Source organism: Hwangdonia seohaensis, assembly GCF_031932625.1.
GTDB classification, from domain to species: Bacteria; Bacteroidota; Bacteroidia; order Flavobacteriales; family Flavobacteriaceae; genus Hwangdonia; species Hwangdonia seohaensis.
Genome location: NZ_JAVSCK010000004.1, coordinates 324,014 through 349,891, shown reverse-complemented (window position 1 = coordinate 349,891; position 25,878 = coordinate 324,014). Strand labels below are relative to the sequence as shown.

At 35.6% G+C, this 25,878-nt stretch carries 28 protein-coding genes; 18 read left to right on the top strand and 10 right to left on the bottom strand.

Translation table 11 applies throughout. The annotated features are described in order from the left end of the window. Positions 1–24: 24 nt before the first annotated feature. Positions 25–456 (top strand): hypothetical protein, encoded by a 432-nt coding sequence (locus tag RNZ47_RS14440; protein ID WP_311941716.1) that lies wholly within the window; start codon positions 25–27, stop codon positions 454–456. Here the strand turns inward: RNZ47_RS14440 and RNZ47_RS14435 are convergent, their stop codons facing one another. Continuing rightward, the gene (locus RNZ47_RS14435; RefSeq protein WP_311941713.1) at positions 457–1,038 is read right to left on the bottom strand and encodes an NUDIX hydrolase; all 582 of its coding nucleotides are present in this window, start codon (positions 1,036–1,038) and stop codon (positions 457–459) included. It lies immediately after the preceding gene. A 130-nt stretch (positions 1,039–1,168) separates the two neighbouring features. On the opposite strand from RNZ47_RS14435, the gene pyrE reads away from it, so the two are divergent. Together pyrE and RNZ47_RS14425 are read left to right on the top strand one after the other, a co-directional pair. Next, on the top strand, positions 1,169–1,813 hold the full coding sequence (gene pyrE, locus RNZ47_RS14430) for an orotate phosphoribosyltransferase (RefSeq protein WP_311941709.1): 645 nt from the start codon (positions 1,169–1,171) through the stop codon (positions 1,811–1,813). Between the two features lie 95 nt (positions 1,814–1,908). After that, positions 1,909–2,304, top strand: coding sequence for an SRPBCC family protein (locus tag RNZ47_RS14425; RefSeq protein WP_311941706.1), 396 nt, complete (start codon positions 1,909–1,911; stop codon positions 2,302–2,304). Here the strand turns inward: RNZ47_RS14425 and RNZ47_RS14420 are convergent. Further along, positions 2,301–3,029, bottom strand: coding sequence for a biotin--[acetyl-CoA-carboxylase] ligase (locus tag RNZ47_RS14420; RefSeq protein ID WP_311941701.1), 729 nt, complete (start codon positions 3,027–3,029; stop codon positions 2,301–2,303). The two genes, RNZ47_RS14425 and RNZ47_RS14420, sit on opposite strands and share 4 nt — an antisense overlap. A 93-nt stretch (positions 3,030–3,122) precedes the next feature. On the opposite strand from RNZ47_RS14420, the gene rsfS reads away from it, so the two are divergent. The 6 genes from rsfS (at position 3,123) to RNZ47_RS14390 (ending at position 7,927) form a co-directional block, all read left to right on the top strand. Next, entirely contained in the window at positions 3,123–3,494 is a 372-nt protein-coding gene (gene rsfS / locus RNZ47_RS14415; RefSeq protein ID WP_311941697.1) for a ribosome silencing factor, read from the top strand. An 8-nt stretch (positions 3,495–3,502) separates the two neighbouring features. After that, on the top strand, positions 3,503–5,470 hold the full coding sequence (ftsH, locus tag RNZ47_RS14410) for an ATP-dependent zinc metalloprotease FtsH (RefSeq protein ID WP_311941694.1): 1,968 nt from the start codon (positions 3,503–3,505) through the stop codon (positions 5,468–5,470). Between the two features lie 117 nt (positions 5,471–5,587). Then, positions 5,588–6,196, top strand: a complete 609-nt coding sequence (locus RNZ47_RS14405) for an LUD domain-containing protein (protein ID WP_311941691.1) — start codon at positions 5,588–5,590, stop codon at positions 6,194–6,196. 4 nt (positions 6,197–6,200) lie between these two features. Further along, positions 6,201–7,022: a phosphatidate cytidylyltransferase gene (locus tag RNZ47_RS14400; RefSeq protein ID WP_311941688.1), complete on the top strand. Its 822-nt coding sequence runs from the start codon at positions 6,201–6,203 to the stop codon at positions 7,020–7,022. Further along, positions 7,012–7,668, top strand: coding sequence for a phosphatidylserine decarboxylase family protein (locus RNZ47_RS14395; RefSeq protein ID WP_311941686.1), 657 nt, complete (start codon positions 7,012–7,014; stop codon positions 7,666–7,668). Before RNZ47_RS14400 ends, RNZ47_RS14395 begins: the two co-directional genes overlap by 11 nt. Further along, positions 7,661–7,927 carry an acyl-CoA-binding protein gene (locus RNZ47_RS14390; RefSeq protein ID WP_311941683.1) on the top strand — a complete coding sequence of 89 codons (267 nt, stop codon included), beginning with the start codon at positions 7,661–7,663 and terminating at the stop codon, positions 7,925–7,927. The genes RNZ47_RS14395 and RNZ47_RS14390 overlap by 8 nt, the downstream gene beginning before the upstream one ends. A gap of 427 nt (positions 7,928–8,354) precedes the next feature. Here the strand turns inward: RNZ47_RS14390 and RNZ47_RS14385 are convergent, their stop codons facing one another. Then, positions 8,355–10,622, bottom strand: a complete 2,268-nt coding sequence (locus RNZ47_RS14385; RefSeq protein ID WP_311941680.1) for an aconitate hydratase — start codon at positions 10,620–10,622, stop codon at positions 8,355–8,357. 292 nt (positions 10,623–10,914) lie between these two features. On the opposite strand from RNZ47_RS14385, the gene RNZ47_RS14380 reads away from it, so the two are divergent. Then, complete coding sequence (locus RNZ47_RS14380) at positions 10,915–12,609, top strand: DUF8201 family protein (RefSeq protein WP_311941677.1); 1,695 nt, start codon at positions 10,915–10,917, stop codon at positions 12,607–12,609. An 81-nt stretch (positions 12,610–12,690) separates the two neighbouring features. On the opposite strand, the gene RNZ47_RS14375 is transcribed toward RNZ47_RS14380, so the two are convergent. From RNZ47_RS14375 to RNZ47_RS14360, 4 genes are read right to left on the bottom strand one after another with little or no spacing between them, the layout of a single operon-like run. After that, positions 12,691–13,644: an AAA family ATPase gene (locus RNZ47_RS14375; protein ID WP_311941675.1), complete on the bottom strand. Its 954-nt coding sequence runs from the start codon at positions 13,642–13,644 to the stop codon at positions 12,691–12,693. A 3-nt stretch (positions 13,645–13,647) separates the two neighbouring features. Next, positions 13,648–15,102, bottom strand: coding sequence for a peptidylprolyl isomerase (locus RNZ47_RS14370; protein WP_311941672.1), 1,455 nt, complete (start codon positions 15,100–15,102; stop codon positions 13,648–13,650). Further along, complete coding sequence (locus tag RNZ47_RS14365) at positions 15,065–15,919, bottom strand: peptidyl-prolyl cis-trans isomerase (protein ID WP_311941669.1); 855 nt, start codon at positions 15,917–15,919, stop codon at positions 15,065–15,067. The genes RNZ47_RS14370 and RNZ47_RS14365 overlap by 38 nt, the downstream gene beginning before the upstream one ends. 3 nt (positions 15,920–15,922) lie before the next feature. Next, positions 15,923–17,875, bottom strand: coding sequence for a peptidylprolyl isomerase (locus RNZ47_RS14360; RefSeq protein WP_311941666.1), 1,953 nt, complete (start codon positions 17,873–17,875; stop codon positions 15,923–15,925). A gap of 145 nt (positions 17,876–18,020) precedes the next feature. Here RNZ47_RS14360 and RNZ47_RS14355 point away from each other — a divergent pair, with 145 nt between their 5' ends. The 7 genes from RNZ47_RS14355 (at position 18,021) to RNZ47_RS14325 (ending at position 23,419) form a co-directional block, all read left to right on the top strand. Further along, complete coding sequence (locus RNZ47_RS14355; RefSeq protein ID WP_311941662.1) at positions 18,021–18,260, top strand: hypothetical protein; 240 nt, start codon at positions 18,021–18,023, stop codon at positions 18,258–18,260. 1 nt (position 18,261) lies between these two features. Next, complete coding sequence (locus tag RNZ47_RS14350; protein WP_311941659.1) at positions 18,262–19,050, top strand: class I SAM-dependent methyltransferase; 789 nt, start codon at positions 18,262–18,264, stop codon at positions 19,048–19,050. Between the two features lie 39 nt (positions 19,051–19,089). Next, positions 19,090–20,241 (top strand): NAD-dependent epimerase/dehydratase family protein, encoded by a 1,152-nt coding sequence (locus RNZ47_RS14345; protein ID WP_311941656.1) that lies wholly within the window; start codon positions 19,090–19,092, stop codon positions 20,239–20,241. Between the two features lie 99 nt (positions 20,242–20,340). After that, entirely contained in the window at positions 20,341–20,922 is a 582-nt protein-coding gene (locus RNZ47_RS14340; protein WP_311941653.1) for a phosphatase PAP2 family protein, read from the top strand. A 94-nt stretch (positions 20,923–21,016) separates the two neighbouring features. Then, a complete protein-coding gene (locus RNZ47_RS14335; protein ID WP_311941650.1) occupies positions 21,017–21,670 on the top strand; it encodes an MOSC domain-containing protein in 654 nt (217 codons plus the stop codon). A gap of 94 nt (positions 21,671–21,764) precedes the next feature. Next, the gene (locus RNZ47_RS14330) at positions 21,765–22,145 is read left to right on the top strand and encodes a hypothetical protein (protein ID WP_311941647.1); all 381 of its coding nucleotides are present in this window, start codon (positions 21,765–21,767) and stop codon (positions 22,143–22,145) included. Positions 22,146–22,177: 32 nt separating this feature from the next. Further along, a complete protein-coding gene (locus tag RNZ47_RS14325) occupies positions 22,178–23,419 on the top strand; it encodes a DEAD/DEAH box helicase (RefSeq protein ID WP_311941644.1) in 1,242 nt (413 codons plus the stop codon). A 32-nt stretch (positions 23,420–23,451) separates the two neighbouring features. Here the strand turns inward: RNZ47_RS14325 and RNZ47_RS14320 are convergent, their stop codons facing one another. Next, complete coding sequence (locus tag RNZ47_RS14320; RefSeq protein ID WP_311941641.1) at positions 23,452–23,865, bottom strand: hypothetical protein; 414 nt, start codon at positions 23,863–23,865, stop codon at positions 23,452–23,454. Continuing rightward, positions 23,846–24,433, bottom strand: a complete 588-nt coding sequence (locus RNZ47_RS14315; protein WP_311941639.1) for an RNA polymerase sigma factor — start codon at positions 24,431–24,433, stop codon at positions 23,846–23,848. The genes RNZ47_RS14320 and RNZ47_RS14315 overlap by 20 nt, the downstream gene beginning before the upstream one ends. A gap of 139 nt (positions 24,434–24,572) precedes the next feature. On the opposite strand from RNZ47_RS14315, the gene RNZ47_RS14310 reads away from it, so the two are divergent. Further along, complete coding sequence (locus tag RNZ47_RS14310) at positions 24,573–24,917, top strand: DUF6249 domain-containing protein (RefSeq protein WP_311941636.1); 345 nt, start codon at positions 24,573–24,575, stop codon at positions 24,915–24,917. Between the two features lie 56 nt (positions 24,918–24,973). On the opposite strand, the gene RNZ47_RS14305 is transcribed toward RNZ47_RS14310, so the two are convergent. Beyond that, positions 24,974–25,639 carry a M15 family metallopeptidase gene (locus tag RNZ47_RS14305; protein ID WP_311941633.1) on the bottom strand — a complete coding sequence of 222 codons (666 nt, stop codon included), beginning with the start codon at positions 25,637–25,639 and terminating at the stop codon, positions 24,974–24,976. Between the last annotated feature and the right edge of the window lie 239 nt (positions 25,640–25,878).

The following is a 25,878-nucleotide window of genomic DNA, read 5'->3' as shown; positions in this document are numbered from 1 at the left end:
AACTTTAATCATAACATTTTAAAAATGAAGTTTAAGAATTACATAAACGTTCTGGTGTTAATTTTTGTTTTGATTGGTTGTAAACAAAAAGGAAAAAACCATGCGGTAGCAAACAAAGACTGTATTGAAAAAATTATTAAAACCGATGATTCTTTAGGGACAATACGCAACCATGAATGCGAAAAGATTTCACTGAGCCAAACCATTTCCAATTATGCGAATTCATTAAACAATCTCGATTTTACGGGTTGTCCCGAGCAATTTAAAACGGCATTTAAAAATCATGAACAAGCGTGGCGAAACATAATGGCATTAACAAATAATTACCCTGAACTTCGTGGTGAAATGCACGATTTATTCGATACGATAGAAACAGGCAAAGACTCTGCTGCTTTTAAACATTTACTTAAAAACATTTGGGATACTTGGGTTATTATTGAAAAAGAAATTAAATAATTAAACCAACAACTTAATATTGGCATAGCTATTCTCCAACGCTTCTTTTGTTTGCGTTTTGTTAAGCCATTCTACTTTGGTAATCCCTTCATTTTCCTGAGGGTAAAGATTCCCGGAAAAACTGGTTTTCATTTCAAACCAATACGTAATTTTAATTTTATACCGTCCGTTGCGCTTAAAAATATGGTAGGTGGTTTCTAAAGGTTTTGTAATTTCAAGTCCGTTTACACCCGTTTCTTCGGTAACTTCTCTAATGGCAGTTTTCTCGATTGTTTCCTTTCCTTCGGTTTTTCCTTTAGGCAAATCCCATTTATCATTTCTATAAATAAACAAAATTTCACCGTTATCATTGTACACCTTTCCGCCGCCGGCAATTACATTGGGTAACTTTTTAAGAAATTTTTTAAGTAGGTTTTTTTCTTTTTTCCCTATAAGCCGCACCTCTTTAAGTTTCGTTCTGTTAAGCTTTCTAATAACCTTACCCATATTTACCGTTTTAAGCAAATAATTTTTAAAGCCGTCTTCTTTTTCAACTTTAGTTGTTAAAACTATAGGTTTATCGTTAACAAAAATTTTGTGCATACAGGTTGTGCTTGATTTCGTTTTGGTAAAAATATCATTTTTAAGGCCATTTTAACAAATGTTAAAAAAAATAATTTTATTCATCAATGTTCGGCCAAATAAAAATAAATTTATGTGTAATTTTGCGTTTATGATTTTTAACAAGAACACCGCTAAAAAAACCGCCGAAGTTTTATTACAAGTCAATGCGATAAAACTTAGCCCGCAAGAACCGTTTACTTGGGCTTCTGGGTGGAAATCGCCAATTTATTGCGACAACAGAATTATTTTGTCTTTCCCTCCAATTCGCAACTACATTCGCGAAATAATGGGCAAACAAATTGAAAAGCATTACGGCAAACCCGACGTTATTGCCGGTGTTGCAACAGGCGCCATTGGCATTGGGGTTTTGGTTGCAGAGTATTTGGGATTACCTTTTATTTATGTGAGGCCAGACGCCAAAGGCCACGGACGAAAAAACCAAATTGAAGGTTTTGTGGAAAGCGGTCAGAATGTGGTGGTGGTTGAAGATTTAATTAGCACAGGCAAAAGCAGCTTAAATGCCGTAAAAGCTTTAAAGGAAGCCAATATTAACGTAAAAGGTATGGTTGCCATTTTTACTTATGGCTTTGATGTGGCGGTCGAAAACTTTAAAAAAGAAAATATAAACCTGCACACCTTAAGTAATTACGAAAGTTTACTTGAACAGGCTTTGGAAACCAATTACATATCTCAAAAAGAATTGGAAACCTTGTCTGAATGGAACAGCAACCCGAGCGAATGGAACGCTAATTGATATACCAACGTCAGTTGTTTGGGTCGTTAAGGCATTTAGTCGAAAAAACGATTTCAATCAGCTTAACAACTTAACGACAAACAAATTACAACAAAATGAATTTAGAATCACCAAAAATTAGCGTTAGCAAATCACCTCAGGAAGTTTTTGATTTTTTATCGGATGTTAAAAATTTTGAAGCTTTAATGCCAGAAAACATAAGCAAATTTGAAGTTTTGGATAACGACAAGTTCCTTTTTGCATTAAAAGGTATGCCCGAAATAATACTTAAAAAGAAAGAAGCCATAGCGCCAAACAAAATTGTTTTGGGCGCCGCGGGCGGTAAATTGGATTTTTCGCTAATTGGCAATATTGTTGAAACAGGAAATGACACGAGCGACGTACAATTGCAATTTACAGGCGATTTTAACCCCATGATGGCGATGATGATTAAAGGCCCAATAAGCAAATTTATTGAAACCTTGGCAACCAGCATTCCTAAAGCCATTTAGTACATTAAAGTAATTTCTTTTAAATCGAACTTTTTAACAATTTCGTCTTCTAAAAGCACTTGTAGCTTGCCGTATTTGGTAACGCCTATTATAAAACCCGAAAACAAATCACCTTCAGCATTTCTAAATGTTGAAGGTTTGTTTTTTCTAAACAAATTGGCTTCATATTCATTTTTAACTGCATTGTATTTACCGTCTTGCAAAAGTTTGGAATAGGCTTTGGTATGCTTTACAATGCGATGCAAAATTTCATCTAAATTATAATGCACACCAGTAATGTTTTTTAACGACGAGGCTTGGGGAAGATTGTCAAACTCGGTTTGGTTTACATTAATCCCAATTCCAATGATGGTGGAGTTGAGTTTGTTTTTTATGACATTTTCGATTAAAATCCCACATATTTTCTTATCTGCTGACAAAATGTCGTTAGGCCATTTAATACTCACTTGGGGTATATTTAAGGCTTTTAAAGCTTTTAAAATAGCCAACGAAACAGCCATACTAATATAAAAAGGGAACTCGACCACATGGATGCTTAAGTCCTTAAACATACTAAACATAAGGTTCTTGCCCCTTTTAGAATCCCAAGTTGTACCCATTTGCCCGCGCCCGTTGGTTTGGTGTTCGGTAACCACAATAGTATAATCGGTAATGGCTTCACTATAAATCATTTCCTTTAAAAATGAATTTGTCGAGTCGATGGCATCAAGTTTGATTATACGCATTTACAAGTTGTTTTAAACCTTTAAAATCTTATGATTATTTTAAAGTATAAAGAACTAAAAAAATAATAACTTTGCATAAATTAAATAAAATTAATGGCGAAAGAAAATATAAGCCCAGATCAGTTAATATCTGTAATAATAAGTGGCATTGAAGATGTTAAAGGTAAAGAGATAAACATTTTAGATTTAAGAGCTATTGAAAATACGGTTTGCGACTACTTTATAATTTGTGAAGGTTCTTCAAACACACAAGTAAACGCCATAGTCAATTCAATACAAAAAAAGGTAAGTAAAGAACTTAAAGATAACCCTTGGCATACTGAAGGTTTAGATAATGCCGAATGGGTGTTAATAGACTATGTTAATATTGTTGTACACGTGTTTCAAAAACATATTCGAGAATATTATGATATTGAGAGTCTTTGGGGAGATGCAAAAACAACAGTAATAGAAACTAGTTACTAAACACACACATGGCAAACGATAAAAAAAACATAAAAGAGAAAAAACCTAAGTTTAGCCCGTATTGGATTTACGGCATTGTACTAGCGATTTTTTTAGGATTTCAATTATTTAGTAGTGGCAGTTATCAAGATGGTAATTCAACCACACCATCAGAGTTTTTTAAGTACTTGGAAGATGGTGATGTTGAAAAAGTAGACATTATAAAAAACACCCGGGTTGCCAAAGTGTATTTAACAGCCGAGGCAATGGCTAAAGAAGTTCATAAAAACTCGAAACCCCAAACGTTTATCCCTTCGGCAACAAAATTGCCAAACTATAAATTTGAATTTGGCGATCTTCAGAATTTTGAAAACAGGTTAAATGATATCACTCAAGATTTACCAAACAAGCCGGTTATTAAGTTTGATACCGAAACCAGTAATTTAAGCGATTTTTTAATAGGCATCCTACCATTTGTTTTACTAATTGGTGTTTGGATATTTATTATGCGCCGTATGTCTGGTGGTGCTGGCGGTGGTGCTGGCGGACAGATTTTTAACATCGGAAAGTCGAAAGCAAAACTATTCGATCAAAACACCGAGGTTAAAACCAGCTTTAAAGATGTAGCGGGATTAGAAGGTGCCAAAGAAGAAGTACAGGAAATAGTAGACTTCCTTAAATTCCCTGAAAAGTATACCACCTTAGGAGGTAAAATACCCAAAGGCGCATTGCTTGTTGGCCCTCCAGGAACAGGAAAGACCCTTTTGGCAAAAGCTGTGGCCGGTGAGGCTAAGGTGCCATTCTTCTCATTATCTGGTTCAGATTTCGTGGAGATGTTTGTTGGTGTTGGTGCATCGCGTGTGCGCGATTTGTTTAAACAAGCCAAGGAAAAATCACCTTCCATTATATTTATTGACGAAATTGATGCCATTGGTCGAGCTAGAGGTAAAAACGCCATGTCGGGCAGTAACGACGAGCGCGAAAACACCTTAAACCAATTACTAACCGAAATGGATGGTTTTGGCACAAACACAAACGTTATTGTGCTAGCCGCTACCAACAGAGCTGATATTTTAGATAAAGCCCTTATGCGTGCCGGACGATTTGATAGACAGATTTTTGTCGATTTACCAGATGTTCGCGAACGCAAGGAAATTTTCGAGGTGCATTTACGTCCGCTTAAAAAAGCCAAAGATTTAGATATCGATTTTCTATCAAAACAAACACCTGGTTTTTCAGGGGCCGATATTGCCAACGTTTGTAATGAAGCTGCATTAATTGCTGCCAGAAACGGTAAAAAAGCAGTTGACAAACAAGATTTCTTAGATGCTGTCGACAGAATTATTGGCGGTTTGGAAAAGAAAAATAAAATCATTACCCCTAGCGAGAAAAAAGCCGTGGCATATCACGAAGCTGGTCACGCTGTGGTAAGCTGGATGCTTGAGCACGCCTCGCCTTTGGTTAAAGTAACCATTGTGCCTCGTGGTCGTTCATTAGGCGCCGCGTGGTATTTACCCGAAGAGCGCTTAATTGTTCACCCAGAGCAAATGCTAGACGAAATGTGTGCTGCCCTTGGTGGTCGTGCTGCAGAAAAAGTTATTTTCAATAAAATTTCTACGGGCGCATTAAGCGATTTGGAAAAAGTGACCAAACAAGCCAGAGCCATGGTAACCGTTTACGGGCTTAGCGAAAAAGTTGGCAATTTAACATATTATGATTCCTCGGGGCAAAACGAGTACGGTTTTACAAAACCTTACAGTGAACAAACCGCTGAATTAATTGACCAAGAAATCTCTGCAATTATTGAAGAACAGTACCAAAGAGCTGTAAAATTGCTTGAAGAAAACAAAGATAAATTAACAGAACTTGCAGAAGTACTTTTAGAAAAAGAAGTTATTTTTAAAGACAATTTAGAGAAAATATTCGGTAAGCGTCCTTTTGAAAAAGAAAGTCCAATTGAAGCTAAAAAAGAAGAAACCATGGAAGATAAAGAATAATTTTGTAACAAATTATGTTAAGCTTTTAGTAAAAATCTTAAATTAAGCCTATGGTTAATTTAAGATTTTTTATATTTGATAAACCCCTGAAAAATGGAGTTAATAGCAACAGCCTAAATGAGTCTTTTTAGAAAAATTTTTGGTTCAAAATCTGACAGTTCACCAGAAGAGCTAAAATCCAATGATAGAGGCAAATATATGCCCGAAGTAAAACTACCAATAGACGAAAGGTTTACCATAAACTTTAAAGCTAATGGTGGCAAGTTTTTGTATTGTGAAGATTTAAATGAAGTCTTTCAAAACTTAGAAAGCATCATTGATGAAAACGAGTGGAACACAAAAAAAACACTTGTGTTAGACAAAAACCTAAAAGACAAGTTCAAAAATTGCAATTTACAAACCACGGCATTAATTAGCGACGCTACCTTTTTTCTAACCACTTGCGAAAACCTAATAGCAAACGATGGGTCTTTATTGATTTCTTCAAAACAGATTTTCGAAAAAAAACTGCCCGAACTCCCTATCAACTTTGTTGTTTTTGCAACCACAAGCCAAATTGTTGAAAATATAGGCGAAGGTTTGCGCGGGATAAAATCTAAAAACCGACAAAAAATTCCAACAAACATCACCACCATAAAGCATTTTAAATCGAACGACGACAAAGATTTTTTAAGTTATGGTAGCAGTGCTAAAAACCTATATCTACTCCTTTTAGAAGATTTATAAACAGATGAAAGAAACTTTAATACGAGCCTTATCCGGTTTGATTTACGTTTTATTGTTAATAGGCTGTTTATTTAATGAGCATGCGTTAATTATTCTCTTTTTTGTTTTTGGTTTAATATGTATGGGTGAGTTTAAAAAACTTATTCAGCTAAAAAGCATCGTTCCTTACTTTATATTTACAGCGCTTTATCTGGTTTTTGGCTATTGGCAACTCGTTTTAAACACCAATACAGGTTTAGACGAGGCCACTCAAATATTAATGGTAATTACCATTTTTGTACAATTGTTTTTAATAAAGGATTTGTTTTCCGAAAAAACTATTCCGTTGTTTAGTTCCAAACGATATCTTCTTACCACGTTTTATATTTCAAGTGCTTTTGTGTTCTTGATTTTAATTGCAAATTACCATTACACGTACAATCCCAACATATTACTAGGGGCTTTTATTTTAGTTTGGGTTAACGACTCGTTTGCCTATCTGGTTGGTAAAAATTTTGGAAAACAAAAGCTATTCGAAAAAATTTCACCCAAAAAAACCGTTGAAGGCTTCATGGGCGGTTTGTTTTTTTCCTGTATTGCAAGCTATTTTATTGCTACCTTTACAGAAACGTTAAACTTTACACATTGGCTAATTTTAAGTATTATTATTAGTGTTTTTGGAACTTTAGGCGATTTAATTGAATCGAAGTTTAAACGACAAGCCAACGTTAAAGATAGTGGCATTATTATGCCCGGACATGGCGGATTGCTAGATAGATTGGATAGTATTATTTTTGCAGCGCCATTTATATATTTATTTTTAAGAATTTTACAATATGTTTCATAAAGAAGGCCATAAAATTATATTTGTTACGCTTGTTATTATTGTTGCAGCGTTTTTATTAGTTGATAGCTTAATACAGATAACATGGTTACGTACACTTGTTTTAATTGTACTGCTGGCTTTCTTTATATTGATTCTACAGTTTTTTAGAAACCCTAAACGACATACCGGTATTAACGATAAGCAGGTGGTCTCTCCCGTTGATGGCAAAGTGGTGGTTATCGAAGAGGTTTTTGAAAACGAATACTTTAAAGAAAAGCGCTTGCAAGTAAGTGTGTTTATGTCGCCAATAAATGTACACGTAACACGTTATCCTATTGGTGGGCATGTTATTTTTAGCAAATACCACAAAGGCAAATATTTAGTGGCATGGCACCCAAAAGCGAGCGAAGAGAACGAACGCACAACGGTTGTAGTAGAAAACGAAACTTACGGAAAAGTGCTTTACAGACAAATTGCCGGTGCTTTGGCAAAACGTATTGTTAATTATGCAAAACAAAACGATAAGGTTATTCAAGGTGCGGATTCCGGATTTATAAAATTTGGATCTAGGGTTGATTTATTTTTACCTTTAAATACCAATATAAAAGTACAGCTTAACCAAAAAGTACGCGGTGGCGAAAGTATTATTGCAGAAGTTAATGAGTAATGATGAATTAGACATAGAATTTAAAGACGCGGTTAAACGAGTAAATGCGCATGCAGAACCCTTTCCTGCCGATACGCTTTTGAAGCTATATGCTTACTACAAAAGAGCGACGAACGACTATGGGAAGCCTCGAAGCAAAAAACCGATCATTAATGCTTTTAAGACCAATGCATTGTTTCAGACGGAAAACATTTCGGAAGACGAAGCCAAACAGGAATATATAAATTTGGTTAACAATTACTTTTTGTATCGCAAATAGTTTTTGCACGCTGTCCCCAAAAAAAAAACAACACACTTCACAACATTACACTGCCTTTCTGTTGATGAACCTCTACAAAAAATAACTAACGATTGATTTAATAAACCCAATCCCGCAAGTATGTGCGTTAGGGATTGATGCCCTTCGACAAGCTCAGGATAAACTCATCCTTTTTTTGGAAACAAGAAAACGCTCTTTGGTTTAGAGTTAAAATTTAACAGATTGCCATACTTCGACTATGCTCAGCACAGGTTAGCTCACTCCTCGCAATGACGCTAAATAAAAGATACAGCGGAAAGCCCGACCACTTGCCTTGGGCGCAGTCTAAGGGTTGTGGTAACGCCCAAAACCATAAATTATAAAACAAAAAAAAATCCAGCTATAAAACTGGATTTTTTTTATAAATAACCTTGCAGGTTTTAAAAAATTATGCGTTTTGCTTCTTAATCAAATTAAGTGCCGAACCGTGATTGTACCACTCGATTTGAGCATCGTTATAAGTGTGGTTCAATTTGATGCTATCTTTAGAACCATCGGCATGAACGGCTTCCAATGTTAATTGTTTTCCCGGAGCAAATTCGTTTAAATCGGTGAAGTTGAATGTATCATCTTCTTTAATTAAATCGTAATCGCTTTCGTTGGCAAAAGTTAAGCCCAACATACCTTGTTTTTTAAGGTTTGTTTCGTGTATACGGGCAAACGATTTTACAATTACGGCAGCAACGCCTAAATGTCTTGGTTGCATGGCAGCGTGCTCTCTGGACGATCCTTCGCCATAGTTATGGTCGCCAACTACAATGGTTTTGATACCTGCTTTTTTGTACTCGCGCTGTACATCTGGTACGCCACCATAATCGCCCGTTAATTGGTTTTTAACAAAGTTTGTTTTTTTGTTGAAAGCATTTACGGCTCCTATTAATGTGTTGTTTGCAATATTATCTAAATGCCCTCTGAAACGCAACCATGGTCCTGCCATAGAAATGTGGTCGGTGGTACATTTACCAAAGGCTTTAATTAATAATTTGGCACCTGTGATGGTGTTTCCGATAGGCTCAAAAGGCGTTAACAATTGTAAGCGCTCTGAGTCGTCTTTAACCGAAACCTGTACGTGGCTTCCGTCTGCTTCTGGAGCTAAATAGCCATTGTCTTTAACATCGAAACCTTTTGGTGGTAATTCCCATCCTGTCGGCTCTTCGAACATAACCTCTTCGCCGTTTTCGTTAATCAACTTGTCGGTTAGCGGATTAAAATCCAATCGACCCGCAATAGCGATAGCAGCTGTAATTTCAGGTGAAGCTACAAAAGCGTGTGTGTTTGGATTCCCATCGGCACGTTTTGCGAAGTTTCTATTAAACGAATGCACGATACTGTTTTTTGGTGCGTTTTTAGGATCTGAATATCTTGCCCATTGCCCAATACATGGCCCACATGCATTGGTAAAAATTTTAGCGTCGAGATTTTCGAACACCGCCAAAATACCGTCGCGTTCTGCGGTGTAACGTACTTGCTCAGAACCTGGGTTGATTCCCAATTCCGATTTCATTTTCAAGCCTTTGTCCAAAGCTTGTTGCGCAATGGATGAGGCTCGCGATAAATCTTCGTATGACGAGTTGGTACAAGACCCAATCAATCCCCATTCAACAGCAATTGGCCAATCGTTGGCTTTCGCCTTTTCGGTCATTTCACTGCCTACGGTTGTTGATAAATCCGGCGTAAAAGGACCGTTCAATAAAGGCCCCAATTCAGATAAATTAATATCGATAACTTGATCAAAATAGTTTTCTGGGTTTGCATATACTTCAGCATCGGCCGTTAAATGCTCTCTTACAGCGTTTGCAGCATCGGCAACATCGGCTCTATCGGTGGCACGCAAATAACGCTCCATCGAATCGTCGTATCCAAATGTAGACGTAGTTGCGCCTATTTCAGCACCCATGTTACAAATGGTGCCTTTTCCTGTACATGACATTGCAGTAGCTCCGGGTCCGAAGTATTCAACAATAGCGCCAGTTCCTCCTTTTACGGTAAGAATTTCTGCTACTTTTAAAATCACATCTTTTGGCGCCGTCCAACCAGATAATTTTCCGGTTAATCTTACACCTATCAGTTTCGGGAATTTAAGTTCCCAAGCCATACCAGCCATAACATCCACAGCATCTGCCCCACCAACACCAATGGCTACCATTCCCAATCCACCGGCATTTACGGTGTGCGAATCGGTACCAATCATCATACCTCCTGGGAATGCGTAGTTTTCCAATACTACTTGGTGAATAATTCCAGCACCAGGTTTCCAGAAACCAATGCCGTATTTATTTGAAACGGATTCCAAAAAATTAAAAACCTCGCTACTTACGTTATTGGCATGTTTTAAATCGGGTGCAGCGCCTTCCTTGGCCTGAATTAAATGGTCGCAATGCACCGTTGTAGGTACAGCCACCTTGGTTTTTCCAGCTTGCATAAACTGCAAAAGCGCCATTTGAGCCGTTGCATCTTGACATGCGATTCTATCTGGTGCAAAATCCACATAATCCTTTCCTCTTGTAAACGCTTTTGTAGGGTTTCCGTCCCACAAATGAGAATACAATATCTTTTCAGAAAGCGTTAATGGTTTACCCACAACCTCGCGAGCTTTATTCACACGTTCTGCCATTTTGGTGTATACACCTTTTATCATGTCGATGTCAAATGCCATATTTTATATGTTTTAAATTTGTTCTGTTTTGAAAGTCTTGCAAAAATACAAATAATAGGATGTTTTAAAAAATTCTAACCAAATCTATTATAATTTTGAATAATTCTTAATAACTATAGATAATCCGACTTATAATATAATGAATCTGTAAAATATATACTTTATAATTTTCAAATTAACAATAAATCAAGATTTTAATCCTCGTATTCCCACATTGAAAAAAACAATATCGGAATAATAACAGTCTATTTATATACTTAATAATCTTAAGTTTGTAACAAACAACAACGGCATGCTTCTCATTTTTTTAAGTTGGATTTACATTTTTATTACCGCTAAAAACCTTGGCATCCTATTTACAAAAATTCTTAAAATTAATCGCTGTAACCCTGTTATTCTTCAGGTTTTAGGGCTGTTTTTCTATGCGGTAATTTCGAGTTTCTTTGCTTTTTTTATTAGAATACATATTGAATATTACGTCTTCATTTTATGCTTGAATATTTTGCTTACCTATAGTTACAGAGAAACGATTAAAACTTATTGGTACATCGTTTTACACGCCTTTAAACACTTAAAAATTCCCTATAAAATTCTTTATTTGTTTTTATTTGTTATCATTTTAGCACAAAGCAGCACCATGCCCTATTTAATTGATAATGAGACTTATTACATTCAAACCATAAAATGGATTAACGAGTTTGGCTATGTAAAAGGATTGGCAAATGTGCATATGTTTTTGGGTCAGAATTCGTCGTGGCACATGCTGCAAGCTGGATTTAATTTTCCTTTTTTATCCGATTTTTATAATGATTTGAATGGTTTTTTGTTTGTCATCTTTAGCTTTTTGGCCATTGAAAAATTGAGCCATTACAGCAACCGGGAAAACATTCAAGATTTTGGTTTGGGATTGATACTCTTGTTTTCGCTATTTTTCATGCAGTTTATCAATGCGCCGTCACCCGATTTAATTGTCTTTTTAATAACGCCCTATATATTTTATCTGTTCATTACAAAGTATAAAAACATCAGCGCAAACGATTTTAAAATCATTTTAAGTTTAATGCTTTTTTTGTGTTTAGTTAAAGTGACTATGGTGCTTTTATCGGTTTTAGTTTTAATACTTTTTATAAAGAATTATACCATTTTAAAAAAAGATATGTGGCCATATTCGTTTTTGAGCATAACTGTTTTAGGACTATTCATTGCTAAAAACACTATTATTTCCGGTTATGTATTGTACCCGATTTCGCAAATAGATATGGTTGATTTTGATTGGAAAGCCCCCAAAGAACTGTTAGAATTTTACAAACTTGGCACTTACTTAGAAGGCATGAGCAATATGGATGTGTCGCAATTGGATTTTTTTGAAAAAGTAAAGGTTTGGCTAACCTTACCAAAATTAGACGGTTTGTTTAACAAGGTCTTTGTAGTTTTATTAATTATTTTTCCTTGGATCGCCTATAAAAACAAAGATAAATCGAGCTTATTTATCATCTATATTTTGGCCATTTTACAACTGGTTTTATTGTGGTTTACTTCGCCTCAATATCGATTCTTTTTCGTATTTGTTGCCTTTTTAGCCATTCAAGTGATTGTAACGTTTATAAAAAACAAAAAAGTAGGATTGTATTTGGTGTCTATGGCAATCGTTTTAAGTGCCATTCCGGTTTTTATAACGATTAATTTGAATGCTTTTACAAACAACAATTTCGCTATGGCATTAAATACATTTCAATTGAAAAACATCATTATTCCAGAAAAAAACACAAAAACAGAAACCACATATACCAAACATATTATTGATGATTTTGAGTTTTATTCACCAAGCGAAGATGCATTTTTTTGGGTGACCGGTAACGGTGATTTGCCTTGTGTAAACAAAAAGCAGATAGATTATATAAAGTATTATTACAATTATGTTCCGCAAAAGCGAACGGATAATTTAAAAGATGGTTTCAAATCTATTTTGGTTGAAAAAATACCTTAGATGATAATGAGATTTCGACTGCGCTCAGTGTGACACGCTCAACCTGACAATAGAACTCAAAAAATCAGAGATCGAAGAAAACTAAAACAAACTTTTAATAACCTCATCTTCAGTGATACCTTCAGCTTCGGCCTTGTAGTTTTTAATAATACGGTGTCTTAGAATACTATGGGCTACGGCTTGAACATTCTCAATATCGGGAGAAAACTTGCCGAGAATCGCGGCATGTGTTTTAGCGGCCAAAATTAAATTTTGAGACGCTCGTGGGCCCGCGCCCCAATCGATGTAATTTTTAACCAAATCGTTTGCAACATCGGTATTTGGTCTTGTTTTTCCAACCATGGTTACGGCGTACTCAACAACGTTATCGGCTACCGGCATACGGCGAATAAGCTGTTGAAAATCGATAATTTCCTGTGCCGAAAACAAAGCGTTTACCTGTATTTGCTTATCTGTTGTGGTTGCTTTTACAACCTCAACTTCTTCTTTAAAAGATGGGTAGTCCAAATTAATTGCAAACATAAAACGGTCTAATTGCGCTTCCGGTAACGGATAGGTGCCTTCTTGTTCAATAGGGTTTTGGGTGGCCAATACAAAATAGGGTAAACTTAATTTATAATGATGCCCCGCAACGGTAACAGCGCGTTCTTGCATGGCTTCTAATAAAGCGGCTTGGGTTTTTGGTGGTGTACGGTTAATCTCGTCGGCTAAAATAATATTGGCGAAAATGGGCCCTTTTATGAATTTAAAATGACGGTCTTCGTCCAAAATTTCACTGCCTAAAATATCACTGGGCATTAAATCCGGTGTGAATTGAATGCGTTTAAAATCCAGCCCCAAAGCTTGTGCAATGGTATTTACCATTAAGGTTTTTGCTAAACCCGGAACCCCGATAAGCAAAGAGTGACCACCAGAGAATATTGAAATTAAAATTTGATTTACTACCTCATCTTGCCCAACAATGACTTTGGCTATTTCGGTTTTTAAATCTTTATATCGCTTTACAAATTGTTCTACGGCAGCTACATCCGACATATTTTATTGTTTTAACCAGTTACTAGAAAAATCGCAATCTCTATGTTTTCCGCTAATTTTAATATACGTATCCAATATTTTTTCCTGCTGCCACTTTTCAATCGCAATAACTCGCTTTTCGTTTAAGGCTTGTTCCTTTATTTTTAGATAATCGCGTGCGTAATCTGCTTCGTGCTCATCTATTCTATCCGTAACGGTTAAAATTTTAAATTTAATTTTGCCTCTCCTGTCCTCTTCTCTCAACACCAAACTAATCTCATTATCCTTTAAGTTTTGTATTTGAGCGTATAATTCAGGGTCCATTCTGGTCAACTCGAAATTGTAGTCTTGTGTTTGCGGATTAATCAATTGGCCACCATCAAATTTAGTTTCTTTTTCGTCACTCGATTCCCGTGCTGCATCGGCAAAAGTAATATCTCCTGCAACAATTTTTTCCCTTACTTTTTCTAGACGTTCTTTGGCTTCTTTAATCGCGTCATTGGAAACTTTAGGAATTAATAAAATATGGCTTATATCGTATTGCTGCCCTCTGATTTTTTCAAGTTTAATAATATGGAAACCAAATTCTGTTTCAAAAGGATCTGAAACTTCACCCTCTTGTAATGAAAAGGCAACATCTCTAAACTCTTTAACCATTCTGGGTTTTTTTCTATCTAAGGTATAGATATAACCCGATTCTTTCATCCCTGGATCTTGACCGTAAAGCACCACTTTAGACCTGAAACTAGCTCCGTTTTCTACAACATCGGCTTTAAACCCTTTTAATCGGTCGATTATCTTTTGTTTTTCGTCTTCAGATACTTTTGGTTCTGCAACAATTTGCGCCACTTTTAATTCCGTACCGAAAATGGGTCTTTCGTCTTTTGGGATATTGTTGAAAAATATACGAACCTCATCGGGAGTAATATCAACATCTTCAACAATTTTAGCTTGCATTCTTGCCGCTAATTGATTGTTTTTTATAATCTCGAATATTTCATCTCTATAGCTTTTTTCATCTTCTTTTTTATGAATTTCCAAAAGCTTTTCCATAGAGCCGCCTGTTTGTTGCAAAAACTGTTGTATGGTGTAATCTACCTGTTGGCGAATTTCGGCATCGGACACCTGAACACTGTCTTGAACGGCGTGGTGCGCATACAATTTATTCTCTAAAAGCTTTCCGAACAATTCGCAAGGTTTTATAACTTTAATGTCTACACCTTGGGCTTCCAGCTGCTTGTATTCTTTATCTAAATCAGATTCCAAAACAATATAATCGCCCACAACGGCTGCAACACCATCAACCTTTAGCGCTTTAAAATTGCTTTTTACCGTATCTGTTTCTTTGGCGGTTTCCTTAACTTCATCTTCAATAATCTCTTGGGCAGCCATAACATTTACAGCAAGTAAGGTTATGCTTAAAATAAATATATGCTTCAAATTAATTGTAAATTTCAAATTGTTTATTTTTAATAGCATCTTTTGTAATATCTTTTTTTAATTCTCTAATAAGTTCCAACTTCCTTTTATTAATAACTATTTGCTTGATGGTTGGCTTAACATATTCCAGCGGCGCTGTATCGTTACGCAGCAAAACGTCATTAATTTGCATCAAATATACTCCTAATGAATCTTTGAGTTGTAATAAATTAGATTTTTTTAACAGTTCATTTTTATTTTCCGGGTTTATAACAGCAATTTTACCCACAACCTGATTGACTCTTACCCAAATGGAATCGTTTAGCGAAAAAGATTTAAATTGAATAGACATGGAATCCAGCGCTTTTTTATCTTCTAAATTAAAGCGTTCAAATCTTTCCTTAATGGTTTTAAAGTTGATTATATTCTCGTCTACATGCACATAACGTAGCTTTATCAACTCTTCGTTTAATTTAAAAGCCTCTTTGTTTTTTTCGTAATACGTTTCGGCCGCATCGTTGTTAAGTGTGGTGTCCAGATTCTTTTTTACCAAACCTTCAATATAGGCTTTTGTGTATAAATCGTTTTTATATTGCTCTACTAATTTATTGTATGTTTTTTGTTGTTCCTCGCTTAAATTAAGCATGGCGCCATCAATAAACAATTGCTGGGTTGCCCATCGATTGATAAAGTTCTGAACCATTAATGTGCTATCTTCTTTTGTCGTGGCTTCGGTGGTTAAATCTTTAATATCGTCGTAATACAAATAGCTTTCGTTAACTCTGGCAACGGGATCGCCTTCTTCGGTTTTTTTGAAAAAATCGCAAGACGTAGCCAATAGTACCGCTGTTATAAATATGAGGGTTTTAAATTTCAAGGATTAATTTTTAATTTGATTTCTTACTTTATCTAGGGCGTTTTGATTAACCACCACTTTATATTTTGCTTTGAGGTCGTTTACCCAATTCTCTTCTTTATAAGTCTGATAATCGCTGATAATTAACCCCTTTGCCTCTTCGAAAGTTTTTAACTGTTTTGGCAAAACGGCGTTTACCTTGGCCACTATATAAGCTTGGTTGTGTTTGTAGATTTTGGAAATGCCTTTTGAAAATTCAAAATCATCCGGAAGCGCTTGATGGTTGGCATCCATAATTCCAGATGTAAAAACCACATGTACTTCGCCGTTATTATTTACAAGGTTTTTTATAACCTCTAAATCCATATTTCGCTTTAATAACTTCGCTACCTTTTTTAAGACTCTTTGATTGGTGGATGAAGCCACAATAGCATCAACGCGTTTTGGAAACACGTATTTTTCTCTATTGGCGTTATAGTAATTCTGGGTTTCCAATGAATCGGAATTAGCGGTATTCCAAATGGTACTTTCCATTAAATCGAATAGCAACAAACCATCTCGGTACTCGTTAACAATATGTGCAAATTCCTCGTTTTCTTCTTCCAAATGGTTTTCTTGATAGAGCACCAATCGGGTATTTATAAAGGCATCGAGTTTTTCTGAAACAATAGTTTTAATTGTCGATTTCGGGTTGGTTCCGCGTTGTGTTTTTTCTAAATAATCGCCAAAATCCTTAAAGGTGAATTGCTGATTACCTATGTTTACCAAAGGTGAATCGCCTTTAAAATCCGATGGAAGTTTCCATGTGTTTTTAAAATAATCATCAGTTATAATCGAAGTAAAATAATCTAAAGCAGGCTGCCCATCATCAATATGGTACTTTGCTTTTAACTTGGCGTATAAAGCATCATCAATTAATTTAGACCGCTCATCGCGCTTTACTTTGGCTTCCAACTCCGACTTCATCTCATCAAACGGTGGCGTTAATTTTTTAGCGTGCAGTTTAACAATATGCCAGCCGTATTTTGTTTTAAAAGGTTCAGAAACATCGCCAACTTCATTCAAATTAAAAGCGACATCTTCAAATTCTGGAGAACTTAATTGTCCGCTTGAAAAAGCCGCTAACAAGCCCCCTTTTGCTGCCGAGTTTTTATCCTCAGAAAACTGTTTTGCCAAAGCTTCAAAATCTTCACCTTGATTTAACTTTTTATAAATATCCCGTATTCTGCTTTCCGGGTTTTCGCTTAAAGTATCGTTTGGCTTAATACCAACCATAATGTGCGCTACGGTACGCTCACCTCTGGATTTGCGCTTATCCAGAACCTTTACAATATGATATCCAAAACGGGTTCTAAAAGGTTGCGAAATATCGTCAATCTCGGTATTAAACGCCGCATTTTCAAATTTATAAACCATTCTAAATCCAGTGAAATAACCCAATTCCTCACCAAAAACAGATGTACCATTGTGCACTTCTTTTCTAACGGTTTCAAAACCTTCGCTTAAAGCCCTGTCCCTTAATTTACCTATGGCATTAAACGCTACCAAAGTATCTTGAGGATTTGCGTTTTCGGGTATTTTAATTAAAATATGATTGGCTTTTACTTCGTAAGATATTCTGTCGTAAGCTTCTTCAACCAAGGCATCGGTTACTTTATTATCGTAAATAAAATTTTTAGCCAATTGTTTTTTATAGGTGTTTAGCTCTCTTAAATACGATGGCTTTTCATGGAGCTCTAAGGTTTTGGCTTCTTTTAACTTGAGTTTATAATTGGTGAACAGTGCTAAATATTCGTCGACATCTTTTTGAGATTCATCTTGCACCAAATCGAGGTTTTTATTATACACCCTTAAAAATTCCGACACATAAACAGGGTCGTCATCAACAGTAAAAAGCACCTCTTCCGCATCAGCTTGTGCATTTAGGTTTAACGCCATTGCCGTTAACAGTAAAGTAAAAAAAAGTTTTAATTTCATGGACAAAAAAATAATTCAAGTGGTTACAAAAATACTAATATAAACCTATAATACAAGTTGCTTTAACAAACGTTTAAAAAGTTGAAATATTACGCTTTTTCATTATATAACCTTACTTTTAACATCTGTTTTTTAATTTTTACAAATGATGCGTAAACTAAAACTTATTTGGGATTTTCGTGGTCCGGATGCTTTAAAAATTGCCGAACATCACGAAGTTCATTTAAAAGAGTATATTAAATTGGAAAAACTGAATTTAAACATCACTGGTTTTGAGACCATTTCAGATGTGCACGCCATAGCTTTTATGGTTGTTGCAGAAGACCAAATGAAACCTATTAGAGATGCTTTAAAACCGCATCGTGGACAGGTTTATACCGAATAACATGCGAGCCAAATATGATGACATTAGCACACATTACAACGCCACAAGAAAAGCGGACAACTATCTTGTGGAGCGTTTGTGGCATCATTTAAACCCGAAACCAAACGGTTTGTATTTAGATATTGGTTGCGGCACCGGTAACTACACAAATAAATTACAGCGAAAAGGTTACCGTTTTATTGGCGTCGATCCGTCAAAAGAAATGCTTGAAAAAGCGAAACTACAAAACCCAAATGTTGAATGGAAACTTGGGCAAGCCGAAACTTTAAGCCTTGATTCCAAAAGTATCGATGGAATTATGGGCAGTTTAACCATTCACCATTGGGCCTATTTAGAAAAAGGATTTACCCAACTGCACCGCGTGTTAAAAACAACTGGTAATTTGGTGATTTTCACCTCCACACCAAAACAAATGGCAGGCTACTGGTTAAATCATTATTTTCCTAAAATGATGAAGGATTCCATGTTGCAAATGCCTGCATTGGAAACCGTTAAAGGCATTATGACGCAGGTTGGATTTGCTACAATTAAGACTGAATTGTACAGCATAAAACCAGACTTAAAGGATTTGTTTTTATACAGCGGTAAACACCACCCCAAACTGTATTTAAACCCACATGTAAGACAGGGTATTTCGTCTTTTTCATCACTTGCCCATGCGGACGAAGTTGAAATGGGTTTACAACAATTAGAAGCCGATATTAAAACCCAGAAAATTGACGATATCATAAAATCCTATGAAAACGATTTGGGCGATTACCTCTTTATTATTGGCAGCAATTCGCAATAAAAAATATATATTGAGCACTAATTAAATCATCTTTTATCCATGGAAAACTCAAAAAGCAGAAGGGATTTCATCAAAAAAAGCACTGCTGCCGGAATAGCCATTCCGTTATTGGCTTCAAACTTGTTGGCATGCAATTCGAATGTAAGTTCAAAAAAATTAAAAATATTAATATTAGGAGGCACCAGTTTTTTAGGGCCGCATCAAATTACTTATGCTTTAAAACGCGGGCATTCGGTTTCTATTTTTACCAGAGGAAAAACAAAATCGACTGTTCATAAAGAATTGTTTAATCAAGTTGAACATTTAATTGGTGATAGAAATGATAATTTAAAAGCTTTGGAACAAGGTGCATGGGATTTAGTAATTGACAATTCCGGAAGACAGGTAAAATGGACAAAAGACACCGCAAACTTATTAAAAGACAGAGCCAAACTTTATTTATACACATCATCAACCGGTGTTTATTATCCCTATTTGGGAGACCATATAACCGAGAACACCACAACACTTACCGAAGCACCTGAAACCTTTGGGCATAAATATGAAAAATTAGAGTACGATTATGGCGTAATGAAAACCAATTCGGAAAATGAAACCATTAAAGCTTTCGGAAAGGAACGCTCCATTATTGTACGGCCGACTTATATGTTTGGACCTGGAGATAAAACCAATCGTTTTATACACTGGCCCATTCGTTTGGCAAAAGGTGGCGAAATTTTGGTTCCCGGAAAAAAAGAAGATCCCGTACAATATATAGATGTGCGAGATGTTGCAGAATTCATGATTCGTTTAGCAGAACAAAAACATACAGGAATTTACAATGCCGTTGGCCCAAAGGAAAAACAAACTATGGTTGAATTTGTAAACGAAGCCAAAGAAACTTTCCCTAAAAACGCTACTATTACCAATATTGACGATTACACCTTTCTTGAAGAAAACGGGATTAACTATTTAGTTCCTTGGATTCCATCAGTTGGGAAAAACTATGGTTCAGCAAGAATTTCCAACACAAAGTCACGGGCGGCTGGTTTAACTTTTAGAAATTTAAAAACATCTATTAAAGATATGTACGATTGGTGGTATTCTGATGCTTTAACGAATGAGCAAAGAGTTGAATATGAAAAAAACCCTAAAACCTTACTCAATACAGAGCAGGATATTTTAAAAGCATGGAACACTTTAAAAATGTAGCCCCATAAGGTATTAACGGCATAATTGCATTGTCCGACACGTACAATAACTCATTATTTTTTTAGTTATATTATTAATTGACCAATCCAAAATCCTTAAATGTATAAAGCTTTATATGTTTATTTTATCGGCTTCTTTTTTATTGTAATTTCTAGCTATTCACAGGCTCCAGAGCCCAATTCAACCCACGAAAAATGGGAATACGTTTTAGAAGGTTCCGGCGATGTTTTACAAATAGGATTGCCCGTTATAGCGGGCTTAACCACCATAATCAAAAAAGATTGGGAAGGCACAAAGCAGTTTGCCCTCTCCTACGGCACAGGTTTTATTGTGACACATTCACTCAAAAAAATAATACGAAAAGAACGTCCTGAAGAGCGTAATTTATTTGATGCTTTTCCATCCGGACATACCACATCTGCCTTTTCTGGCGCCTCTTTTATCCAACGTCGCTATGGTTGGAAATACGGCAAATGGGCCTATTTGGGAGCCGCCATTGTTGGGGTTAGCCGTATGGAAGGGCCCGATGGCTGGCACGACAAATGGGATGTTTTGGCCGGAGCCGCCGTTGGTATTGGCAGCACCTATTTATTTACCTCGCCTTATATGCAAAAGCATGTTGACATTGCGTTTTCAGCAAGTAACAAAAGTTATGTGTTTGGTTTAAGGTATAGGTTTTGAGATTTGACTTTATCGGAAAAAATGTCGAAATTGGTTTTTCATTAGACATAAAATATTCAAACGATTATATAACAAGTCGAATAAACTAACCCTTTTGAAAATCAACTCAACAAACATAGCAAAACCAACAACCATTATTTGGAACGGTAAAAAAATCAAAACCGGTATTTACAAAACGCCAACCAATATACCCATTTATTTGGGAAAAGAAACTGTAAAAAATGATGAAGTTTCAGATAGAAAAGTACACGGTGGCATTTATAAAGCTTGCTATTTATTTTCGGAAAACCATTATGATTATTGGAAAAACCTATATCCGAATTTAGATTGGAACTATGGTATGTTTGGTGAAAATTTAACCGTAAAAAACCTAGACGAAACCAAGCTTTTTATTGGCGATGTTTTTGAAATTGGAGACGCTTTGGTACAAGTTACCCAACCCAGGGAACCCTGTTTTAAATTTGGCGTAAAGTTCGGCTCGCAACGGGTGATACAACAATTTATAAACTACGGTTTTCCCGGAACTTATGTTCGCGTTTTGCGCGAAGGCTTGGTGCAAACAGGCAACAAACTTAAATGTATCGAGCACGATAAAAGCAGTATTAGTATTTGCGATTTTTTTCAACTGCTATATTCAAAAAACAAAAACCCGCAACATATAAACGCCGTATTAAACCATAAGGCCTTACCACAAAAGAAAAGAGCACTGCTTTTAGGGTTTGCTAAAAACCATAAACAACACGAATAAAAAACAATGGCTGCTTCGTTTTTTATTTTGGCCATTCAAAAAAAAGTTAAGTTTATAAAAACTTAATTATTCCGTTTTTTTGTATCTTTAAGCTATGCACAATTTGGTAAATAAATTAAAGCTCTATAAGTTTAAGGATGTTTATATTTTAAACAAACCCGAATCATTTGTCAATACTTTTAACGACATTAATTACTCCGAATCTATAGTCATTACATCTTATGTGGAATGCGCTTTGGTATTTACCCAAACAAAGGAACAGTTTATCAATGAAATGTTGACGCTGTTTCCAAGAATTTTGGACACTTCTATTATCTGGGTGTTTTACCCCAATGGCACTACCAAAAAAGAGATTTCAGAGTTGCATAAAGAATTTGATTGGGATTTTTTAGGCGATTACCGCTTAAAACCAACCAAATTAATTGCGGTAAATAGCGCGTGGAATGCCATGAAAATAAAAAAAGCCATCGCTTAAATTTCATCTATCTTTGCTGCAAATTATTATAAATGTCATTTAAAGATTTACAACTTAACAAACCACTTTTAAGAGCCATTGCCGAAGCCGGTTACGACAACCCAACCTTAGTACAAGAACGCACCATTCCGCTTGTTTTAGATAAAAAAGATGTGATTACTTCGGCACAAACCGGCACAGGAAAAACGGCCGCCTTTGCCCTACCCATTTTACAATTGTTGTTTGATAAACAAGATGCGCCCAAAAAAGGAAAAAAGATAAAAGCGCTTATTGTAAGTCCCACACGGGAATTGGCCATTCAAATTAATGAAAATTTTAAGGTTTATGGCAAAAACACCAATTTACGCTCTACCGTAATTTATGGCGGCACGTCTATCGAGCCTCAAAAAGATGTATTAAACAAAGGTGTTGACATTCTTATTGCCACACCTGGGCGATTGCTGGATTTGCACAAACAGGATACGATTAATTTAGATTATGTTGAAACCTTGGTTTTGGATGAAGCCGACTTAATGCTCGACATGGGTTTTATTGATGACGTTAAAAAGATTGAGCGTTTATGTCCGGAGGAGAAACAGATTCTTCTTTTCTCGGCAACAATGCCCTATAAAGTAGAACAGCTTGCCAATACCATTTTAAAATCGCCCGAGCGCGTTGAAGTGTCTCCAACATCATCGGCCGCTATAAATGTGAGTCAGGTATTGTATTACGTGCCAAAGCGCAATAAGATTGAGCTGTGTTTACATTTATTGCGAAACACCATAAAAGGCAATATTCTAATTTTTAGACGCACCAAATTTGGCGTTGATAAACTAGAGCAAACGCTTATAAAAAATGGGTATAAAGTTGAAACCATTCATGGCGATAAAGCGCAAAATTTAAGACAAGAGGCTTTAAAAAAATTCAAAAATGGGTATGTAAATATTTTAATAGCTACCGATGTCGCGGCACGCGGTATTGATATCAATGAATTGGATGCCGTGGTAAATTTTGATATGCCAAACGTACCGGAAACCTATGTGCACAGAATAGGGCGCACGGGTCGTGCCGGACAAACAGGTATGTCGTATTCGTTGTGTTCTGCCGATGAAAAAAGTTATGTGCAAAAAATTCAGCAGTTAATAAATGTTCAAATTCCTATTGAAGAAAATCATCCGTATCCGTTAGACCCAAAGGCGAAACCTATTATCCACAAATCAAAAAAAACAGGAAGTAAACACAAAAAAGGGCGCAAAAGTGAAGCTTCCAAAAAGAAAAAGAAACGTTGGTATTAAAAGTCTGGAGCTAGAAGACCGAAGTTGGAAGATTACATTTCCAATCGTTTATCAAAATGATTTTTAAGAAACGGGATTTGAATACAAAGCATTAATCCAAAAAGCGCAACTGCATACATTAAGGTTTTAGACATTGTAAAACCGGATAAAGCATGGGTAAATTTGTTGTTTGATAAAATGCTAAAATCTAACGTGCCAAACCAACCTTCTTGTTGTGTTTCCGATCCTAAAATTAAATACACACAAAGCGCCATAAAACTTAAAGCGATTAATGTCCAAACTTTTTTGGAGATTAAAGGCTTGTACGTTGTAACACCACCTTTATTTAACGCTGCAACTTGAGACATTATTTCTGAAGTAAAATGAATAGAAGGACGCTCTAAAGCAGCTTTTTCTACAATCTTTTTGGTAAAATTATCTAAATGTTTATCGTCGTTCTCTTTCATAATACTCAATTATTTCAGGTTCTAATTTTTGCTTTAAAATAGTCGCTAATTTTTTGCGGCTTCTAAAAATCTTCACTTTCACATGATTAGCCGTAATACCGACAATTTTAGAAATCTCTTCTAAAGAATGGGCTTCAAAATAATACAGTGTCAGTAAAAAGCCATCATCATTTGGCAATAAAGTTAAGCAATCTTGTATGGTTTTTTGATACTCTTTTTGTTCCATTTTATCTAAAGCATGATCTATGGTTTTTATTTGATGCTCGGTAAACTCATCAATGGCAACATCATTAAAATGCTTTTTGTTCTTCTTAATTCTATCTAAACTCGTATTATAAGCGACTTTATATATCCACGTTGAAAATTTAGAATCGCCTTTAAACTTATGCAACGATTTATAGGTTTTAATAAAGGTGTCTTGCGATACCTCTTCGGCTTCTTCCCTATTTTTTAGCATGCGCAACGCCAAAGTAAATACCAAGTCTTTGTAACGATCAACCAAAACAGAAAATGCATTAGCGTCGCCATTTATAATTTTGTTGATATAATCTTGGTCGTTGGTGGTCATTTTTAAGTAAGACGACTCTATTGTATTTTAGGTTACACATCCCTGAAAAAAAAAATTAGTAAAAACCGTAACCAAAATTAAAAACGTATCGTCATAAGCTATGAACACATTAAAATTAATCAATTAAAAACGAAACATTATGGGATCAGAATTAATTATCATACCAATTATATTTGGTGCAATCTTCGGAGTATTTTATTTATACTTTTCAACACGTAATAAAGAACGTTTAGCACTCATTGAAAAAGGTGCAGACGCCAGTATTTTTGTGAAAGGCAGAACCCAAACCGCTCCCATTTGGAAAGTGCTCATTTTAAATTTGGCATTGTTATTAATGGGTATTGGTATCGGCATATTTTTAGCTACAGCATTATATAACAATACGAACTTGGGGGAAGAAGTATATCCTGCAACAATTTTCTTAACAGCGGGGGCCTCATTATTTATAGGTTTTAATATGACCAAAAACTTGGATAAAGAATAAAACCAACAGCAATCAAATAGAGTTAAAGCGGTTTTCCTTTTAAGGGAACCGCTTTTCTATTCAATAGGAAAATCAAAAAAAGTTTTAGGAAACGGTTCGTGTCGCAAGGTAAAATGCCACCATTCTTTGGGGTAGTTTCTAAACCCGTGTTTTAGCATAACGGCTTGTAAAAGCTGCCGGTTTTCTTTTTGCTTTTTGGTAATGCCGGAATAATCAACCCAGGATTCTTTTCCGAAAAAATCGTACGGGCTTCCCATATCCAATGGCTTTCCCGTGTTGCCATCAACAATTGTTAAATCAACAGTACTACCTCTACTATGCCCCGATTTACTGGCGATGTATCCCTTTTTGAATAGATGTCTTTTTTTTACATTCGGATAAAAGCGTGATTTATTAATGGTGTCATTCAAAACTTTTGCCCAACGCACAAAATGATTTACAGCTCGTTGTGGCCTGTAGCCATCGTAAACCTTTAAGCATAAATTTTTATTCTGTAACTCCTCTTGAACCAACTTTAAAGCCTGCGCCGTTTGCTTGGTTAAAATAAGTTTGTTTGAATGATAACCATCAACAGGTTTACCCAAAAAATTATTCGATGTGTTATACCTTAACTCTACATCCAAATCGGTAATCACATCTTTTACATAAGTAAATCCATCGGGCAATTGTGCAAAAGAAAAAAAGCTAAACAGCAGTAAAAAGAGGCTTGAATAAAGTTTCATAAATAAGGATTATAAGCGAATTTATACAAAATAAACTTATACCTAAAATTGAAGCACAAAAAAACCGAGTTCCCTCAAACTCGGTTTCTTTTCAATTTGCTTTTTTAATTACGTAGTAGATTTAGGGTCTCTATCTCAACAACATAATGCAAATATTAATTAATTAATCCATTGAACTAAAAAGTATGTTATTTAGTACACACCAAATATATAATTAATAAACATACAACCACGATAAA

Bases quoted from the DNA above. Each gene is read 5' to 3' on its own strand.
- RNZ47_RS14320 (WP_311941641.1), bottom strand. From the start codon at position 23,865: ATGAAAGAGAACGACGATAAACATTTAGATAATTTTACCAAAAAGATT.
- RNZ47_RS14330 (WP_311941647.1), top strand. From the start codon at position 21,765: ATGCACAATTTGGTAAATAAATTAAAGCTCTATAAGTTTAAGGATGTT.
- RNZ47_RS14420 (WP_311941701.1), bottom strand. From the start codon at position 3,029: ATGCGTATAATCAAACTTGATGCCATCGACTCGACAAATTCATTTTTA.
- RNZ47_RS14345 (WP_311941656.1), top strand. From the start codon at position 19,090: ATGGAAAACTCAAAAAGCAGAAGGGATTTCATCAAAAAAAGCACTGCT.
- RNZ47_RS14395 (WP_311941686.1), top strand. From the start codon at position 7,012: ATGTTTCATAAAGAAGGCCATAAAATTATATTTGTTACGCTTGTTATT.
- RNZ47_RS14305 (WP_311941633.1), bottom strand. From the start codon at position 25,639: ATGAAACTTTATTCAAGCCTCTTTTTACTGCTGTTTAGCTTTTTTTCT.
- RNZ47_RS14315 (WP_311941639.1), bottom strand. From the start codon at position 24,433: ATGACCACCAACGACCAAGATTATATCAACAAAATTATAAATGGCGAC.
- RNZ47_RS14370 (WP_311941672.1), bottom strand. From the start codon at position 15,102: ATGCTATTAAAAATAAACAATTTGAAATTTACAATTAATTTGAAGCAT.
- RNZ47_RS14440 (WP_311941716.1), top strand. From the start codon at position 25: ATGAAGTTTAAGAATTACATAAACGTTCTGGTGTTAATTTTTGTTTTG.
- ftsH (WP_311941694.1), top strand. From the start codon at position 3,503: ATGGCAAACGATAAAAAAAACATAAAAGAGAAAAAACCTAAGTTTAGC.
- RNZ47_RS14375 (WP_311941675.1), bottom strand. From the start codon at position 13,644: ATGTCGGATGTAGCTGCCGTAGAACAATTTGTAAAGCGATATAAAGAT.
- RNZ47_RS14350 (WP_311941659.1), top strand. From the start codon at position 18,262: ATGCGAGCCAAATATGATGACATTAGCACACATTACAACGCCACAAGA.
- RNZ47_RS14400 (WP_311941688.1), top strand. From the start codon at position 6,201: ATGAAAGAAACTTTAATACGAGCCTTATCCGGTTTGATTTACGTTTTA.
- rsfS (WP_311941697.1), top strand. From the start codon at position 3,123: ATGGCGAAAGAAAATATAAGCCCAGATCAGTTAATATCTGTAATAATA.
- RNZ47_RS14360 (WP_311941666.1), bottom strand. From the start codon at position 17,875: ATGAAATTAAAACTTTTTTTTACTTTACTGTTAACGGCAATGGCGTTA.
- RNZ47_RS14310 (WP_311941636.1), top strand. From the start codon at position 24,573: ATGGGATCAGAATTAATTATCATACCAATTATATTTGGTGCAATCTTC.
- RNZ47_RS14380 (WP_311941677.1), top strand. From the start codon at position 10,915: ATGCTTCTCATTTTTTTAAGTTGGATTTACATTTTTATTACCGCTAAA.
- RNZ47_RS14340 (WP_311941653.1), top strand. From the start codon at position 20,341: ATGTATAAAGCTTTATATGTTTATTTTATCGGCTTCTTTTTTATTGTA.
- RNZ47_RS14385 (WP_311941680.1), bottom strand. From the start codon at position 10,622: ATGGCATTTGACATCGACATGATAAAAGGTGTATACACCAAAATGGCA.
- pyrE (WP_311941709.1), top strand. From the start codon at position 1,169: ATGATTTTTAACAAGAACACCGCTAAAAAAACCGCCGAAGTTTTATTA.
- RNZ47_RS14355 (WP_311941662.1), top strand. From the start codon at position 18,021: ATGATGCGTAAACTAAAACTTATTTGGGATTTTCGTGGTCCGGATGCT.
- RNZ47_RS14405 (WP_311941691.1), top strand. From the start codon at position 5,588: ATGAGTCTTTTTAGAAAAATTTTTGGTTCAAAATCTGACAGTTCACCA.
- RNZ47_RS14425 (WP_311941706.1), top strand. From the start codon at position 1,909: ATGAATTTAGAATCACCAAAAATTAGCGTTAGCAAATCACCTCAGGAA.
- RNZ47_RS14390 (WP_311941683.1), top strand. From the start codon at position 7,661: ATGAGTAATGATGAATTAGACATAGAATTTAAAGACGCGGTTAAACGA.
- RNZ47_RS14435 (WP_311941713.1), bottom strand. From the start codon at position 1,038: ATGCACAAAATTTTTGTTAACGATAAACCTATAGTTTTAACAACTAAA.
- RNZ47_RS14325 (WP_311941644.1), top strand. From the start codon at position 22,178: ATGTCATTTAAAGATTTACAACTTAACAAACCACTTTTAAGAGCCATT.